The organism is Bradyrhizobium sp. 142, assembly GCF_023074015.1.
Classification (GTDB): domain Bacteria; phylum Pseudomonadota; class Alphaproteobacteria; order Rhizobiales; family Xanthobacteraceae; genus Bradyrhizobium.
On the sequence record NZ_JADPKQ010000414.1, the window covers coordinates 50,880 to 67,261 of the forward strand.

The 16,382-nt window shown below is 64.6% G+C and carries 17 protein-coding genes and 1 pseudogene; 5 read left to right on the forward strand and 13 right to left on the reverse strand.

What is annotated here, in order from left to right; translation table 11 throughout:
- Positions 1 to 18: 18 nt before the first annotated feature.
- Together IVA82_RS38340 and IVA82_RS38345 are read right to left on the reverse strand one after the other, a co-directional pair.
- Complete coding sequence (locus IVA82_RS38340; protein WP_247388648.1) at positions 19 to 759, reverse strand: sulfate transporter family protein; 741 nt, start codon at positions 757 to 759, stop codon at positions 19 to 21.
- Between the two features lie 168 nt (positions 760 to 927).
- Complete coding sequence (locus IVA82_RS38345) at positions 928 to 3,381, reverse strand: heavy metal translocating P-type ATPase (RefSeq protein ID WP_247388649.1); 2,454 nt, start codon at positions 3,379 to 3,381, stop codon at positions 928 to 930.
- Positions 3,382 to 3,432: 51 nt separating this feature from the next.
- Between IVA82_RS38345 and IVA82_RS38350 the strand changes: the two genes are divergently transcribed.
- Positions 3,433 to 3,708 (forward strand): metal-sensitive transcriptional regulator, encoded by a 276-nt coding sequence (locus tag IVA82_RS38350; RefSeq protein ID WP_024338640.1) that lies wholly within the window; start codon positions 3,433 to 3,435, stop codon positions 3,706 to 3,708.
- Positions 3,709 to 3,895: 187 nt separating this feature from the next.
- Here IVA82_RS38350 and IVA82_RS38355 read toward each other — a convergent pair whose 3' ends face one another.
- Positions 3,896 to 4,870 carry a YiiX/YebB-like N1pC/P60 family cysteine hydrolase gene (locus IVA82_RS38355; protein ID WP_247388650.1) on the reverse strand — a complete coding sequence of 325 codons (975 nt, stop codon included), beginning with the start codon at positions 4,868 to 4,870 and terminating at the stop codon, positions 3,896 to 3,898.
- Positions 4,871 to 5,062: 192 nt separating this feature from the next.
- Here IVA82_RS38355 and IVA82_RS38360 point away from each other — a divergent pair, with 192 nt between their 5' ends.
- Positions 5,063 to 6,445 carry an FAD-dependent oxidoreductase gene (locus IVA82_RS38360; RefSeq protein ID WP_247388651.1) on the forward strand — a complete coding sequence of 461 codons (1,383 nt, stop codon included), beginning with the start codon at positions 5,063 to 5,065 and terminating at the stop codon, positions 6,443 to 6,445.
- A 194-nt stretch (positions 6,446 to 6,639) separates the two neighbouring features.
- Here the strand turns inward: IVA82_RS38360 and IVA82_RS38365 are convergent, their stop codons facing one another.
- From IVA82_RS38365 to IVA82_RS38385, 5 genes are all read right to left on the reverse strand, one after another.
- A complete protein-coding gene (locus tag IVA82_RS38365; RefSeq protein WP_247388652.1) occupies positions 6,640 to 7,410 on the reverse strand; it encodes a sulfite exporter TauE/SafE family protein in 771 nt (256 codons plus the stop codon).
- Complete coding sequence (gene pheT / locus IVA82_RS38370) at positions 7,407 to 9,815, reverse strand: phenylalanine--tRNA ligase subunit beta (RefSeq protein ID WP_247388653.1); 2,409 nt, start codon at positions 9,813 to 9,815, stop codon at positions 7,407 to 7,409. The genes IVA82_RS38365 and pheT overlap by 4 nt, the downstream gene beginning before the upstream one ends.
- Positions 9,812 to 10,258, reverse strand: a complete 447-nt coding sequence (locus tag IVA82_RS38375; RefSeq protein ID WP_247493811.1) for a DUF559 domain-containing protein — start codon at positions 10,256 to 10,258, stop codon at positions 9,812 to 9,814. The genes pheT and IVA82_RS38375 overlap by 4 nt, the downstream gene beginning before the upstream one ends.
- A 251-nt stretch (positions 10,259 to 10,509) precedes the next feature.
- Complete coding sequence (pheS, locus tag IVA82_RS38380) at positions 10,510 to 11,592, reverse strand: phenylalanine--tRNA ligase subunit alpha (protein WP_247388654.1); 1,083 nt, start codon at positions 11,590 to 11,592, stop codon at positions 10,510 to 10,512.
- 16 nt (positions 11,593 to 11,608) lie between these two features.
- Positions 11,609 to 11,821, reverse strand: a complete 213-nt coding sequence (locus IVA82_RS38385) for a hypothetical protein (protein ID WP_247388680.1) — start codon at positions 11,819 to 11,821, stop codon at positions 11,609 to 11,611.
- A 10-nt stretch (positions 11,822 to 11,831) separates the two neighbouring features.
- Here IVA82_RS38385 and IVA82_RS38390 point away from each other — a divergent pair, with 10 nt between their 5' ends.
- Positions 11,832 to 12,128 carry a hypothetical protein gene (locus IVA82_RS38390; RefSeq protein WP_346658796.1) on the forward strand — a complete coding sequence of 99 codons (297 nt, stop codon included), beginning with the start codon at positions 11,832 to 11,834 and terminating at the stop codon, positions 12,126 to 12,128.
- Positions 12,129 to 12,162: 34 nt separating this feature from the next.
- Here IVA82_RS38390 and rplT read toward each other — a convergent pair whose 3' ends face one another.
- From rplT to infC, 3 genes are all read right to left on the reverse strand, one after another.
- The gene (rplT, locus tag IVA82_RS38395; RefSeq protein ID WP_148743624.1) at positions 12,163 to 12,522 is read right to left on the reverse strand and encodes a 50S ribosomal protein L20; all 360 of its coding nucleotides are present in this window, start codon (positions 12,520 to 12,522) and stop codon (positions 12,163 to 12,165) included.
- Between the two features lie 79 nt (positions 12,523 to 12,601).
- Entirely contained in the window at positions 12,602 to 12,802 is a 201-nt protein-coding gene (gene rpmI / locus IVA82_RS38400; protein WP_008539890.1) for a 50S ribosomal protein L35, read from the reverse strand.
- Between the two features lie 366 nt (positions 12,803 to 13,168).
- Positions 13,169 to 13,708, reverse strand: coding sequence for a translation initiation factor IF-3 (gene infC / locus IVA82_RS38405; RefSeq protein WP_148743626.1), 540 nt, complete (start codon positions 13,706 to 13,708; stop codon positions 13,169 to 13,171).
- 248 nt (positions 13,709 to 13,956) lie between these two features.
- On the opposite strand from infC, the gene IVA82_RS38410 reads away from it, so the two are divergent.
- Together IVA82_RS38410 and IVA82_RS38415 are read left to right on the forward strand one after the other, a co-directional pair.
- Entirely contained in the window at positions 13,957 to 14,757 is an 801-nt protein-coding gene (locus IVA82_RS38410) for an alpha/beta hydrolase (protein ID WP_247388655.1), read from the forward strand.
- A gap of 240 nt (positions 14,758 to 14,997) precedes the next feature.
- Positions 14,998 to 15,465, forward strand: coding sequence for a nuclear transport factor 2 family protein (locus tag IVA82_RS38415; RefSeq protein ID WP_247388656.1), 468 nt, complete (start codon positions 14,998 to 15,000; stop codon positions 15,463 to 15,465).
- 105 nt (positions 15,466 to 15,570) lie between these two features.
- On the opposite strand, the gene IVA82_RS38420 is transcribed toward IVA82_RS38415, so the two are convergent.
- Both IVA82_RS38420 and IVA82_RS38425 read right to left on the reverse strand, forming a co-directional pair.
- Entirely contained in the window at positions 15,571 to 15,885 is a 315-nt protein-coding gene (locus IVA82_RS38420; RefSeq protein ID WP_247388657.1) for an acyl-CoA thioesterase domain-containing protein, read from the reverse strand.
- A 238-nt stretch (positions 15,886 to 16,123) separates the two neighbouring features.
- Positions 16,124 to 16,369 (reverse strand): annotated as a pseudogene (locus IVA82_RS38425) (thioesterase family protein); the annotation flags it as partial.
- Between the last annotated feature and the right edge of the window lie 13 nt (positions 16,370 to 16,382).

Consider the following 16,382-nt stretch of genomic DNA (forward strand, 5'->3'; position numbering starts at 1 on the left):
ATCCCGCACCGGCTGCCATCACCACATCTGCCGTGCCGGCTCGATCAGCTCGGGCCGCGATCCGGACAGGCGCTTGTGCATATGGACCATGAAGGCCATGCCGAAGATCGGCGTCGCCAGATTGACGATCGGGATCGAGACGAAGGCCGCGATGATCAGGCCGGCGGTGAAGATGGTTGCCGCATTGTCGCGCCGCATCGCCTTGGCTTCCTCCGGCGAGCGGAAGCGCATGGCGGCGAGCTCGAAATATTCGCGGCCCAGCAGCCAGGCGGTCGCGAGGAAGAAGATCAGGAAGCCCGCGCCGGCCAGCAACACGAAGGGCAGCGCGATCAGGTAGACCAGGATGGTCAGCAATGCGGTCTTGACGCCCTCGGTGATCGCCTGGCTGAAAGGCAACGCGACGCCGGGACGTTCGGCGGGATAGTGTTCGCGCTCGACATGGTCGGCGACATCGTCGACGAACAGGCTCGCCACCAGCGAGGTGATCGCCGGCATCAGGAACACCGCGCCGAACACGACGCCGAGGCCTGCCGCGATCGAGACGATCCAGGCGAGCACTTCCAGCGATGTGTGCCAGCCGGGACCAAGCAGCCCCTCGAGCCAAACCTCGCCATAAGTCGCAAACCAGCTCAATAGCCGCTGTAACCCGATCGCCATCACGACGATCAGCACCAGGGCGACGCCGATCGATCGCCACAGGATCGAGCGCATCGGCGGTGAGATCATTTGCGACAGCGCCTTGACGGCGGCATCCAGCATGGCAGCACCTCTCACGAAACCACCCGCGAGAGGTAGACACCCCAGGCCGCTTCGGCAAGGGATTCCGGCCTGATGGCTGCGGCGCAAAAGCCGTATCCCGGAGCGGCGACGGGGGACATGTCCGCTCGCGCGGTGCGCTCTTGCCATTCTACACGGATTCCACCGCGCTCACAGCCGCGTCGCGCGCAGCCGCAGCGCATTCCCGACAACGCTGACCGATGATAGCGCCATCGCGGCCGCCGCGATGATCGGCGAGAGCAGCACGCCGAATGTCGGATAGAGGATGCCGGCGGCGATCGGAATTCCGGCGGCATTGTAGATGAAGGCAAAGAACAGGTTTTGCCGGATGTTGCTCATGGTCGCCTGCGACAGTTTTCGCGCACGCACGATGCCGGTGAGGTCGCCCTTGAGCAGGGTGACGCCGGCGCTTTCCATGGCGACGTCCGTGCCGGTGCCCATGGCGATGCCGACTTCGGCCGCTGCCAGCGCCGGAGCGTCGTTGACGCCGTCGCCGGCCATCGCGACGCTGCGGCCAGCCTTTTGCAGTTTCGTCACCACCGCGCTCTTCTGGTCGGGCAGCACCTCGGCCTCGACGTCGGCAATGCCGAGCCGGCGCGCGACGGCTTGCGCCGTGGTGCGATTGTCACCGGTCAGCATGATCACCTTGATGCCTTCGACGACGAGCGCTTTCAGCGCCTCCGGCGTCGAAGCCTTGACCGGATCGGCGATCGCGAACAGGCCTGCGATCGCGCCGTCAACGGCCATGTTGATCACGGTCGCGCCGTCGCCGCGCAGGCGCTCGGCCTCGGCGTCGAGCACCCTGGTGTCGATACCGATCGAGCTCAAATATTTCGCATTGCCAAGCACGATGGTTCTGCCGTCCACCTTGCCGGTGGCGCCCATGCCGGTCGGCGAATCGAACTGCTCGACGCTACCGAGTGCAAGCTGCTTCTCCTTCGCCGCGCGCACGACGGCGTCGGCCAAGGGATGCTCGCTGGCGCGCTCGACGCTGGCTGCGAGGCGAAGGATGTCGTCTTGCGTAAAGCCGGCTGCCGGCACGATCGCGACCACCTTGGGCTTGCCCTCGGTGAGCGTGCCCGTCTTGTCGACCACGAGCGTGTCGATCTTCTCCATCCGCTCCAGCGCCTCGGCGTTCTTGATCAGCACGCCTCCTTGCGCACCGCGGCCGACGCCGACCATGATCGACATCGGGGTGGCGAGCCCGAGCGCGCAGGGGCAGGCGATGATCAGCACGCTGACAGCCGCGACGAGACCGAAAGCCAACCGCGGCTCAGGTCCGAACCAGGCCCACGCTGCAAATGCAGCGACGGCAACGATGATGACGGCCGGCACGAACCAGCTGGCGACCTGATCGGCGAGCCGCTGGATCGGCGCGCGCGAGCGCTGTGCGTCGGCGACCATCTGCACGATCTGCGAGAGCAGCGTCTCACGCCCGACCTTGTCGGCGCGCATGATGAAGCTGCCCGACTGGTTGAGCGTGCCGGCGATGACTTTTGCGTCGGCCTCCTTGGTGACGGGCATGGATTCGCCGGTGACGAGGGATTCGTCGAGCGACGAGCGGCCCTCCAGAATGACTCCGTCGACCGGCACTTTTTCGCCCGGCCGCACGCGCAGGCGGTCGCCGGCATGAAGGGCGTCGATCTCGACCTCGTGCTCGCCGCCATCGGCATCGATGCGGCGCGCAGTCTTCGGGGCGAGCTGCAACAGCGCCTTGATCGCGCCGGACGTCGCATCGCGGGCGCGCAGCTCCAGCACCTGGCCGAGCAGGACCAGCACGGTGATGACTGCGGCGGCCTCGAAATAGACGGCGACCGCGCCCTCGTGGCCACGGAAGGTCGCGGGGAATATCTGCGGCGCGAGCGTGCCGATGACGCTGTAGACATAGGCGACGCCCGTACCCATCGCGATCAGCGTGAACATGTTCAGATTGCGCGTGAGCAGCGACCGCCAGCCGCGCACGAAGAACGGCCAGCCAGCCCACAGCACGACGGGCGTGGCGAAGACGAGCTGGATCCAGTTCGACAGTGCCCCGTCGATCCAATTGTGCGGACCGGCGACATGACCGCCCATCTCCAGCACCACCGGCGGCAGCGCCAATGCGCCGCCGATCCAGAACCGCCGCGTCATGTCGGCAAGCTCCGGATTGGGCCCTGTCTCCAGGCTCGCGACCTCGGGCTCCAGCGCCATGCCGCAGATCGGGCAGCTTCCCGGCCCGACCTGGCGGATCTGCGGATGCATCGGGCAGGTGTAGATCGTGCCCGCCGGCATCTCCGGCTCGGGCGTCTTCTCCTTGGCGAGGTATTTGGCCGGGTCGGCCGCGAACTTGGCGCGGCAGCCGGCCGAGCAGAAATGAAAAGTCTCGCCGTGATGGTCGAAGCGGTGTTTGGAGGTCGCGGGATCGACCGTCATGCCGCAGACGGGATCGCGGGTCGTCGTTGCCGTGCCCCCATGGTCATGCACGTGGGCATGGCCGGCGTGATCGCCGTGCCCGCCGCAGCATGAGGAGGTCGCGGGCTTGGCCGGCGCCGCCGCCTTGGCGGAACAGCCGCATCCGGAATCGGTTTTCGGCTTGAGATGGTGCCCGTGTTTGGTGTCGTTCATTGCCAACGCTCCGGCCTTGCAATAGATACCCTAGGGGGGTATATAGACGGCATGCGCAAGGACATCAAGGCATCCGTCGGAAAACGTCTCGGCCGGATCGAGGGCCAGGTGCGTGGCCTCTCGAAAATGGTTGAGGAGGATCGCTACTGCATCGACATCGTCACGCAGATCTCGGCGGTGCGCGCCGCGTTGCGCCGGGTCGAGGAGGAGATTTTGAAAGACCACGTCGCCCATTGCGTCGAGCACGCGATCGCAAGCGGCGACAAGGCCGACCAGCGCGAGAAGATCGCGGAGCTGATGGCGGTGATCGGACGGGCGGAGCGGTAGGTCCTGCATTCTCCGTCACGGCGAAGTGACGTGATGCCTCTCCACGTCGTCCTGGCGAAAGCCAGGACCCATACCGCGGAATCCATCGATTGTGGATGGTAGAAGTCCCAGACTGCGAGTCTTCGCCAAACTGCGCCCTGGGGTAATGGGTCCTGGCTTTCGCCAGGACGACACGAATATTATTGCTCTACGCCGCCATCCCTCTCACACGTGCCCGCCGCCGCGGGCGGTACATCGCGATCTTCTTCAGCAGCAGGAAATGCTCCGAGACTGTGACGCGCTCCACCATCTGCGCAGGCGCGATCATTTCTTCAGCCGGAACCGGCGTCTCTTCGTCAATCGTCTCAGGAACGAGCGGCGGCGCACGGAACGTTTCTGGAAACACACCGAAGGTGCCGGCTACCTCCTCGAGCGGCTTCTGCTTGTCGGCCCAGTGCAGGGCGGTGTAGTCGAAGCCGTGCACGATGGTGGGTTTGACGACTTCGAAATAGGGCGAGATGTCGAAGTCGCGGGGCATGTAGAGCGAGGAATCGCGGATGTGCAGGATCTCGCGGCGGGCAGCGCGGCTGCCGGCCTTGGTGATCTTCGGAAGGATCGGATAGCGCACCGCGTCGAAGGCCTGCGCGATCAGCGCCGAGCAGATGATCTTGGTGGGATCGCCCGAGCCGATCGCGATCATGCGGCGGCGCCAGCGCTGCGGTATCGGCAGCGGAAACAGGAAGCGCATCAGGTCGACGATGTTCTTGGTGTCGTAGCCGAAGCCGATGCGGTTGATCGCATAGCGGCAGACCGTGGTGCGGTCCTCATGGGACAGCCCGACCGGGCGGCAGAGACGGGTGTGATAGGGAAAGTATTTAGACAGCGGCGCGGAGGTAACGCCCTCGCCGATATTAGCTTCGATCAGCACGTGCGGCTCGCCGTCGGGCTCCGTCGCGCCCTCGACCGGCCCGACATAGAGCGCGGCGTGCGACCAGGTCGATTGTGTCAGGTATTTGATGATGCCGGAAATGCGGTTGTTGCCCTCAACCAGCAGCACGTCGCCTGGCTCGATGACGCCGCGCAGATGCTCCGGATCGCTCGGCGTGAACGGCTCATAACCCGGCACCTCCTTCGAGAGGTACGCGGCGATCAGCTTGCCGACTGAATCTAGGACGGTCCCCATCTCGAACTCCCCGCACAGCCTTTTCCGGCCGTCTTTTTCCCTTCTCTAGCATGGTCGAAACGTCTTGCAATTCAGTTCATGGCTCTGTGAGGTCAAGTACGATTGATTCACCATGATAGTTGCCGCACAACATCGGATGCGGCAAGGTTCGCTAGCTGTTCCCGTTTGCCGCAAGTCCTCGGAAACCATGACATGACAATCACGCGCCGCAGCTTCCTATCGGCGTCGGCGGCCTTTGCCGCAGCGCCGATCCTGCGCGCATCGGCCGCGACCCTGCCGCGCGAGGCTGACATTGTCGTGATCGGCGCTGGCGCGGCCGGAATCGCTGCGGCGCGGCGCATCATGGCCGCCAATCGCAAGGTCGTGGTGGTAGAGGCAGCGTCGCAGATCGGCGGGCGCTGCATCACCGATAGCACGACCTTCGACGTGCCGTTCGATCGCGGCGCACGCTGGATGCACAATCCCGAAACCAATCCGATGATCCGGCTGGCGCGCAGCGCCGGGCTCGACGTCCTGCCGGCGCCGTCGGGCCAGAAGATGCGCATCGGCCGCCGCAATGCGCGCGCCGGCGAGACCGAGGAATTTCTCGCGGCGCTGGTGCGCGCCAACCGCGCCATCGACGAAGCCGCGCGCGGCAAGCTGGATACCGCATGCGCGTCGGTGCTGCCGAAGGATCTCGGCGACTGGGCCGGCGCGGCGGAGTTCGTGCTGGGCGCGAGCTTTGCCGGCAAGGATCTGAAGGAGCTCTCGGCCATCGACAAGGCGCGCGCGCAGGACCGCAATGCCGCGATCGCCTGCCGCCAGGGTCTGGGCACGCTGATCAGCAAGCTCGGCGAGCAGGCGCCGGTCGCGCTGTCGACGCCGGCAAGCCGCATCGCCTGGAGCAACCGCGACGTCAGCGTCGAAACGCCGTCCGGCAAGATCGCCGCGCGGGCCGTCATCATCACGGTCTCGACCAATGTGCTGACCGCAGGCGCGATCAAGTTCGCGCCCGATATCCCCAAGCGTACGCTCGACGCCGCGTCAAAGCTCGGGCTCGGCAGCTACGATCACATCGTGCTGCAACTGCCGGGCAATCCGCTCGGGCTGTCGCGCGACGACATCCTGATCGAGCAGAGCAATTCGACGCGCACCGCGCTGCTGTTCGCCAATATCGGCGGGTCTTCGTTGTGCTCGATCGATATCGGCGGCTCGTTCGGCCGCGATCTCTCGGCACAGGGCGAAAAAGCGATGATCGCCTTCGCCAGGGAATGGATCACAAAATTGTTCGGCAGCGAGGCGGCCGCCGCGGTGCAGAAGGCCAGCGCGACGCGCTGGAACGCCTCGCCCTTCGTGATGGGCGCGATGTCGGCGGCTTCGCCCGGCGGGCAGCTATCGCGAAAGATGCTGACCGAGCCGATCGGCCCCATGTTCCTTGCGGGCGAAGCCGCGCACGAGACACTCTGGGGCACCGTCGACGGCGCTTGGGAAAGCGGAGAGCGCGCCGCGGATGCGGCGCTGCGCAAGATCGGCGCACTCAAGGACGAGCCAGCCGACGTGCCGACGCAATCGACCAAGCGGCGGCAGAAGCGTTAGCCGTGGACCAAATCTCATTCGTCGTCCTGGACGGAGCGCCGGGCAGCGCGCAGCGCTGTCCCGTTGCGGAGCGCAGATCCAGGACCCATTACCACAGGGCGTGGTTTAGCGAAGACTCGGGGTTACCAGCTTGCGCTACAATGATCGACCGGGATAGTGGGTCCTGGTTTTCGCCAGGACGACCCGCGGATGGTTCAGCGCAAAATTCCATCCAGCATCGGCAGGCCGGCAACAACCGCCAGCACAATCAACACATAGCAGATGCCGCGAAAGACGGTTTCGCTCGCGCGCCCGAACAGCGATGCGCCGAACGTGACGCCGACGGCGTAGACCGGGCCGACGATGAGCGACAGCACGAGGGACTCGCGTGAGATCAGGCCGGTCGTCGCATAGCTGACCATCGAGAAGAAGTCCGACGCGCCGAAGAACAGCAGGATATTGGCGCGCGCGACGATGGGGGCGACCGGGCGGCCGAGCCAGTAGCCGACGATCGGCGGCCCGCCGGTCTGCGCCAGCCCGCTACAGAAGCCCGAGAGGCTGCCAATGCCGACCGATAGCCAGGCGTGATCCTTGCCGCGATAGCGCCAGCCCGACAGCAGCAACAGAAGCAGCGTTGCGACGAAGCAGGAGATGATCCAGCGCGTGGTGACGGGTTCGAGCACGCTGAGGAAATACGTGCCGACGGGCACGCCGACCAGCGCACCCAGCACGATCACCGCGGTCGCCCTGCGGTCAGCCTTCCGCCATGCGTCGGGCAGGAGCGGCGCCGCCGCGATGAAGTCGATGACGAGGAGCAGCGCTGCGACGAGCCGCGGTGCCGCGACGCTGCTCGCAAGCGGCATGAAGATCAGCGCCGAGCCGAAACCGGAAAAGCCGCGGGCAGTGCCCGAAACGAAAGCGATGGCGCAGAGCGCCATCGCGATGGTGAGGCTGACGTCCTTGGGCAGAAAGTCCGCGAGACTCATGCTCTCAATGCGCCGCCGGTCTTCTTCATCACCTCGGCCACGATCTTTGCGGCGACGGCCTCGATCTCCTGATCGGTCAGCGTCTTCTCGCGCGGCTGGATCGTCACCGTGACGGCGATCGACTTCTTGTCGTCGTCGATGCCCTTGCCTTCATAGACGTCGAACACGTTGACGGCGGTGATCAGCTTCTTGTCGACGCCCTGCGCCGCGCGCACGATGTCGCCGGCCTTGACGGTACGATCGACGATGAAGGCAAAATCGCGCGACACCGGCTGGAACGCCGACAGCTCGATAACGGGTTTTGCGCGAGTCGGTTTCTTCTTGGCCTCGGGGATGCGGTCGAGGATCACTTCGAACACCATCAGCGGCCCGTCGGCGCCGAGCACCTCGAGCGCGCGCGGGTGCATCTCGCCGAAACTGCCGAGCACGTTCTGCGGGCCGATCTGTATCGTGCCGGAGCGTCCGGGATGCAGCCACGCAGGTCCCCCGGCCACGATCTGAAGCGCCTGCATCGGCGCGCCGGCAGCGGCCAGCACGGCGAGCGCGTCGGCCTTGGCGTCGAACACGCTGGCCTGCGTCGAACCCGACCAGTGACGGCCGACACCTTCTGACGAGGCAAAGCCGCGGCGGATGCCGCTCGCCGCCATGAACTGATCCTGCGGACGGTCGCCCCTGAAGACCTGGCCGACCTCGAACAGCGCGACATCGCCAAAGCCGCGATCGGCGTTGGCCTGCGTCGCCGCGGTCAGGCCGGCCAGCAGGGTCGGGCGCATGTCGGAAAGATCAGATGCAATCGGGTTGGCCACTTCGAGTTCGCGCTGGCCGCCGCCGAACAGTTTTGCTGCAGGCTTCGTGATGAACGACCAGGTCACCGCCTCGGTCATGCCGCGGCTTGCGAGCGCCCGTCTGGCGCGGCGGGTGCGGAGCTGGATCGGAGTCAGCACGGGCTTGCGCGCATCCTCGCCGCGCTCGAACGGCGTCTCCGGCACCTTGTCGATGCCGTAGATGCGGACGACTTCCTCGACGATGTCGGCCTTGCCGTGCACGTCGGAGCGCCAGGACGGCACCGCAACCTTCACCACCGGACCCGGGCCCGCCATCATGAAGCCGAGATGGGTCAGGATGCGCTTCATCTCCGGCTGCGGCACCTCGATGCCCGACAGCCGCTTCACCTCGGTGACCGGGAAGTCGATCACGCGGTCGTCGCCGAACGCTTTGCCGACCACGACGCTCTCCGACGGAGCGCCGCCGCACAGCTCCATCACTAGTTTTGTCGCGAGCTCCAGCCCCGGCACCATGAAGGCCGGGTCGACGCCGCGCTCGAAGCGATAGCGCGCATCCGAATTGATCCCGAGCTTGCGGCCGGTCTGGGCGATGTTGATCTCGTTCCACAGCGCCGATTCGATCAGCACGTCGGTGGTGGTCTCGTCGCAGCCCGATGCTTCGCCGCCCATGATGCCGGCGAGCGATTCGACGCCGTGCTCATCGGCGACCACGCAAATGGCGGGATCGAGATTGTAGGTGCGGCCGTCGAGCGCGAGCAGCGTCTCGCCGTCGCGGGCATGGCGCACCACGAGATTGCCCTTGACTTTCTTTGCGTCGAACACATGGAGCGGCCGCGCGCGATCATAGGTCATGAAGTTGGTGATATCGACCAGCGCGTTGATGGGACGCAAGCCGATCGCAGTCAGCCGCTTCTGCAGCCATTCCGGCGACGGGCCGTTCTTGACTCCGCGCACCAGCCGCAGCGCAAAGCCCGGACACAGATTGGCGTCCTCGACCGTGACCTTCACCGGGCAGGGGAATTCGCCTTTCACGGCCTTGACGGTCGGATCCCTGAACTTGCCCATGTCGGCTGCGGCGAGATCGCGCGCGATGCCGTGCACGCCGGTGCAGTCCTGCCGGTTCGGGGTCAGATTGATCTCGATCACGGGATCGCCGAGGCCGGCCCATTCGGCGTAAGCAGCGCCGATCGGCGCATCCGCCGGCAATTCCATGATGCCGTCATGGTCGTTCGAGATCTGCAGCTCGGCGGCCGAGCACAGCATGCCGCGACTCTCGACGCCGCGGATGGTGCCGATGCCGAGCGTGATGTCCTTGCCCGGGATGTAAGTTCCGGGTGCTGAGAACACGCTGACGAGCCCCGCGCGCGCATTCGGCGCGCCGCAGACGACCTGCACGGGCGCGGCGCCACTGCCGGTGTCGACCATGCAGACGCGTAGCCGATCCGCATTCGGATGCTGCTCGGCCGAGATCACCTTGGCAATCGTGAAGGGCTTGAGCGCCTTCGTCTTGTCCTCGATGTTCTCGACCTCGAGCCCGATCATGGTGAGCTTGTCGGCCAGCTTTTCCAGCGGCTCGTCGGTGTCGAGATGATCCTTCAGCCAGGAGAGGGTGAATTTCATGGCTGCTTTTTCTCCACGGAGACGGTCTGCTCCCTCTCCCGCTTGCGGGGGAGGGCTGGGGTGGGGGCTCTCTCCGCAACGGCAGTGGTGATTGTTTCGAGAACGCCGACGCGATTTGTCATCACATCGTGATTGCTGAAGCGGAGCACCTTAACGCCCTTTGCTTCGATGACGGCAGATCGCCGTGCATCGGCGCGTTCGCCTTCATCCGAGAAGTGTTGGCCGTCATCGAGCTCGATGACGAGCTTGGCTGCGTGGCAGATGAAATCGGCGATGTAGTTCTCGATCGGCACCTGGCGGCGAAAAATCAAACCGTTCAACCGGCCGGCGCGCAGCTCCGACCAGAGGATACGCTCTGCATCGGTCGAATTGCGTCTGAGCGCACGCGCATGGGCCCGTAGCTTGGTCGATACTCTCCAGTCCGGATGCTTAGGATCGACCATTGGCAACCCCATCGAGGAGACACCCTCACCCCAGCCCTCCCCCGCAAGCGGGGGAGGGGGTTCGACCTGTCGAGCGGACAGGGAATACGTATCCTTGAGACAGCCGCCGCGCGCTCGCTCTATCCATTCCCTCCCCCGCCTGCGGGGGAGGGGCAGGGAGAGGGTTCTCGCCGCGAAGGAAACGGAGAGGGTCTTCGCAAGCTCGAGTCGGAGCGTCGGCGCGGCTGGAGCGATCGTATCCCGGTGAGCCATCACGAGCTCAGCCCTCCCGCCAGTGTCGGCACCTCCAGCGGCTTGAAGCCGTAGTTGGACAGCCAGCGGACATCACTGTCGAACAGCTGGCGCAGATCGCTCATGCCGTATTTCAGCATGGCGATGCGGTCGATGCCCATGCCCCAGGCAAAGCCCTGGTATTCATCGGGATCGATGCCGCAGGCGCGCAGCACGTTCGGGTGCACCATGCCGCAGCCCAAAATCTCGAGCCAGTCCTCGCCCTCGCCGAAGCGGATCTCGCCCTTGTCGCGGCGGCACTGGATGTCGACTTCCATCGACGGCTCGGTGAACGGGAAGAACGAGGGTCGGAACCGCATGTTGATGTGGTCGACCTCGAAGAACGCTTTGCAGAACTCGTGCAGGATCCATTTGAGGTGGCCGAGATGCGAATGCTTGTCGATGACGAGGCCTTCGACCTGGTGGAATTGCGGCGTGTGGGTCGCGTCCGAATCGATGCGGTAGGTGCGGCCCGGGCAGATCACGCGGATCGGCGGCTTCTGGCTCAGCATGGTGCGCACCTGCACCGGCGAGGTGTGGGTCCGCAGCAGCATGCGCGAGCCGTCCTCCTTCGGATGGAAGAAGAAGGTGTCGTGCATCTCGCGCGCGGGATGGCCTTTGGGGAAATTCAGCTTGGTGAAATTGTAGTCGTCGGTCTCGATATCAGGACCTTCGGCGACCGAGAATCCCATGTCGGCGAAGATCGTGGTCAGCTCGTCCCAGACCTGGCTCAGCGGATGGATGCGTCCGGCCTCGGCCGGCGCATCGCGCAGCGGCAGGGTGACGTCGATGGTCTCGGAGGCGAGCCGCGCATCGAGCGCCGCCGATTTCAGCACGTCCCGCCGCGCGGTGAGCGCTTGCATGACCTTGTCCTTGGCGAGGTTGATCGCCGCGCCTTGCGTCTTGCGCTCCTCCGGCGACATCTTGCCGAGGGTCGCAAGCAGCGCGGAGATCGAGCCTTTTTTGCCGAGCGAGGCGACCCGCACCGCTTCGAGTGCGGCCTCGTCGCCGGCAGCGGCGATCTGGTCGAGGATGTATGTTTCGAGCGTTGCGAGGTCGGACACTGTCAAATCCCTGCTGCTAAATTCGGCTGGGTTGTCGCCGCCCGAAGGCCGCAACGTCAAGCAAAAAGCCGGTCGTTTCGGGGGCACGATTGGCTGTGTTGAACGCTGCGCCGCTACACTGCACCAAGAGGAATACGAGGAATGACGCGATGTTCTTGAGGACCTGCCTGGCGGCTCTGGCTGTCGTTGTATCGGTCACCTTCACCCGGGCGCGCGCGATGGTTTGCATGGAGAAATCCATGACGCTGGACGAGGTCGTCGACTCCATCAGTGCCCAGAAGGGCTGCGAAAGCGCGATGAAAGTGTTCAGGGATTGCCAGTTGACCGCGAGTGGAGACGTCCAGCTCGGCGCGGCCGTCGAGAAGAAATGCGAGGCGCACTTCATGCCCGGCCTCAAAGCCACGCAGAAACAGGCCTATCAGCGCGAGTTGCGGATCTGCGACGGGAGTACCGGAATCAATCCGGCACCATATACCCGTCGTTTACAGCGTTCTGCCGGGCGGAGGTCGCCCAGCGTTACTCGCGGAGAGCGCTGAAGGCCGGCGGAGCCGGCCGTTAGCGCAGGCTTGCTCAGGCAGCGAGAGCAGCTTTGGCCTTCTCGGCGATCGCCTGGAACGACGCGGGCTCGTTGATCGCGAGATCCGACAGCACCTTGCGGTCCACGCTGATGCCCGACTTTGCCAGGCCGTCGATAAATCGGCTGTAGGTCATGCCGAACGGACGGACGGCGGCATTGAGGCGCTGGATCCAGAGCGCGCGGAAGGTCCGCTTCTTGCGCTTGCGGTCGCGGAACGCATACTGCTGCGCCTTCTCGACCGCCGGCTTGGCGGCGCGGATGGTGTTCTTGCGGCGGCCGCGGAAGCCTTTGGCGGCCTTGTAGACTTTCTTGTGCTTGGCGTGGGCGGTCACACCGCGTTTGACGCGAGACATGACAAAATCCTTCAGAGATGACTTGGTTTTCGGATCGCCGCGTCAATCGCGGCGCAGGTGGCAGTGATCGGGGACGCGATCAGGCGTTCGGCAAGAAGTACTTCTTGACGTTGTCGCCGTCGGTCTTGAACAGCACGCGGGTGCCGCGGAGCTGACGGATCTGCTTCTTCGTCCGCTTGATCATGCCGTGACGCTTGCCGCGCTGGGCGTGCATCACTTTGCCGGTGGCAGTCACCTTGAAGCGCTTTTTAGCGCCCGACTTGGTCTTCAGCTTGGGCATTTTGCTCTCCTCTGGCCACAACAGAATGCCGCCCGTGAAGGCGGCTGGCCGTCTAAAATGCTCGTTAGAGCGTTGATTGTGCTCAAGTTTTTGCGAACTGGCGCGAAACCCGCACGAAACACCGCCACGGCAGCCCTTAAATCAGCCGGGCGATGAAGGCTGGGCTTATGGCAGAGCGCGCGCCAAATGGCAACGGTGAACCGCTCGCAGCGACCCGCCGACTATTCGAGGACCCCCAGAGGAGAAAGCCCTCACCCGCGTCGCTTTGCGCCGCGACCTCTCCCGCAAGCGGGAGAGGTGAAGAACAAAACGGCCCGCCGGAGCTCCGGACGGGCCGTGGAACTGTCAGGGCTCAAATGGCCGGCGTCAGCGCGGCGCCAGCACCATCACGACCTGGCGGCCTTCGAACCTCGCATCCTGCTCGACCTTGGCGAGCTCGGCGACGTCCGTCTTGATCTTGTCCAGAAGCTTGGTGCCGATCTCCTGGTGCGCCATCTCGCGGCCGCGGTAACGCAGTGTGATCTTGACCTTGTCGCCCTCTTCGAAGAACCGCAGCATCGCGCGCATCTTCACGTCGTAATCGTGGTCGTCGATCATCGGGCGGAGCTTGATCTCCTTGATCTCGACCGTCTTCTGCCGCTTGCGGGCCTCTGCGGCTTTCTTCTGGGCGGAATACTTGTACTTCCCGTAGTCCATGATCTTGCAGACGGGAGGGCTGACATTTGGCGAGATCTCGACCAGATCCATGCCAGCTTCCTGGGCCATGCGGATCGCAAGGACGGTCTCGACCGTACCCTTGTTGTCGCCGGTCTGATCGATCAGCTGGATTTGCGCGTTGCGGATATCATCATTGATGCGCGGCCCGTCTTTGGCGGCAGGGGCCGGGGCTCTGTTGGGACGGCGAATGGGTTGTTCTCCAAAGTTGTGAAGGAAGCGGCTATTTTGAAGGAAGATGCGGCTGCCGGCAAGCAAGTCGCCTGTGCTGCGATCGAAAAACCCTCAAATGCGCGACATTTTGGTCACGCCCATCGGCACGGTGCTCGACATAGACACCTTGCCTCCGTTCCGCAAGCGCCCCAAAAGGTCAGCGTTGACACCGTATTACGCCGGCCCGGCCGGAACAGCTCAAACCACACAGCCAAAGTAAACGTTCCATGACCAACACGCTTTCCGATGCCGTGCTCGACTTCATCGAAGTCGGCGAGGGTGCCTCAGTACGCAAAATCGCGGTGCGCAGCCGCGCCGGCGCGGGACCCGGCCTGTTCTGGCTCGGTGGCTTCAAGTCGGACATGCAGGGCACCAAGGCCGTCGCGCTCGACAATTGGGCCAGCGAGCACGGCCGTGCCTCAGTCCGTTTCGACTATTCCGGCCATGGCGAATCCGGCGGCGATTTCGCCGACGGAACCATTGGGCGCTGGCTCGAGGACAGCGTGGCGGTGTTCGAGCGCTTCTGCGATGGCCCGCAAGTTCTGATCGGCTCCTCAATGGGCGGCTGGATGGCGCTGCTGCTCGCGCGCGAGATCAGGAAGCGGCAGGAGGAGCAGTCAGCGAAGGCGTCGCTGGCGGGCCTGGTGCTGATTGCGCCGGCGCCCGACTTCACCGAGGAGCTGATGTGGAAGAAATTTTCGTCCAAGGTGAAGCAGGAGATCGAGACCAACGGCATGTGGCTGAGGCCGTCGCAATATGACGACGGCTCGCCCTATCCGATTACGCGGAACCTGATCGAAGAGGGCCGCAATCACCTCGTGCTCGGCAGCGCCATCGATCTCGGCTGCCCCGTCCGCATCCTGCAAGGCGCCCAGGATCCCGACGTGCCCTGGCAGCACGCGTTCGCGCTGACGCATCGCCTGCCCGCCGACGATGTCGTGCTGACCATGATCCAGGACGGCGACCACCGCCTGTCCCGCCCGCAAGACATCGCGCGCATTGTTGCCGCGGTGGCGGAGATCGGGTGACATCTTGTTTCCTTCTCCCCTTGTGGGAGAAGGTGGCATAGGCGGCCTTCGGCCGCCGTTCTTAAGAACGCCGAAGCGAAGCTTCGGCTATGGCGCCGGATGAGGAGTTGCCTCCATACATTCGCATGAGAGTTGGACCCGCAGATGCAACCCCTCACCCGTCTCAATCACGCTGCGCGCGATTGATCCACCCTCTCCCACAAGTGGAGAGGGAAAGAAAAGAACTCGGGAGAAACGCGGATGTCCACCACCGCCATGCTGCGCGCCTTCTGCGACGCGGTCGAGCAGCGCAACGGCAAAGCCTTTGCGGACCTCTTCACCGAGGACGGAGTCTATCACGACGTGTTCTACGGCGCCTTCGCGGGCCGCAGCAAAATCGCAGAGATAATCGACGACTGGTTCTATCGCACGGCGAGCGATTTCCGCTGGGACATGCACGACCCCGTTTCCGACGGCGCCACGCTCTATGCGCGCTACACTTTCAGTTATCGTTCGACCTTGCCGGAGGCGAACGGCGTGCGGGCGATGTTCGAGGGCGTCGCGATCATGACGCTCAGGGCTGGCAAGATCGTCAGCTACCACGAGGTAGCCAACACCGCGCCGGCTCTCGTTGACCTGAAGTTCGCTCCGGAGCGGATTGCGAAGGTCGTCGCCAAGCAAGGCGCGGAGCTGAAGGCGCGGCCGGAGATGCAAAGACATTTGGCCTGACTCTCTCCACATCGTCATTCCGGGGCGCGCGTAGCGCGAGCTATGATGCGCAATTGCGCATCATAGCTCGCGACTTCGTCGCCGCCCCGGAATGACAGCGGAGTCCTACCGCTTCGACGGATTCACCATCAACTTGCGCTGCGCCAGTGCCGCCACCGTTGCCGTGCCGAGCGGGCCCTGTTCGTCATAGAGCCAGCATTCGCCGATCGCGACGCCGTCGGTGGCGTGATGGTTTACCACCTCGAAGCCGATCCAGTTCGTCACCGGCAGGCGGTGCAGGTAGATCGTCACGTCGCTGTTGATATAGCCGAGCCCCTTGTCGCCGGCATTGGCAAAAGGGCTGGCAAAATCGGCGCCGGTTGCCACATGCACGAACGGCGTCATCGGCACCCCCGCAACGAGCTCGCGCACCTCGCTCATCCGCAGCCGCCGCGCACCGAGCGAGCCCCATATGGCCGACGATCGGCCGCGTCGTCCATTTGCCGTTCATGCCGAGCCGAGGATCGGTCGGTATTGGAATGTCAGCCGGCTTCGGCGCGTCCCAGTTCGGCGGCGACCAGACGTTACCGTCGGGATTCTGCGTTCGCCGCAGCAGCTGGCAGGAGGCGCGCGCCATGCTGACGCCGCCGGAGACAAATTCCGCCTCGACCACGCGGATGCGCATTCCGTCGCGCACCAGCCGCGTCGTCACCTCAATCGGTTTGTCGATGGTCGGCAGCCGAAACATGTCGACGGTCAGCCGTGCCGGCACGAACTCGGGACCCGAATGGCGCTCCTCGATGGCGAAGCCGAGCAGGCCGATGATGACGCGTCCGTGCAGCGATTTCGGGTCCCAGGGACCGTTGGCGGTTTCCGTTGGATGGAATGTGTCGCCGTCGCGGGTGAAGAAAGGCGGGTTGGTCATGATGCGAGATTGA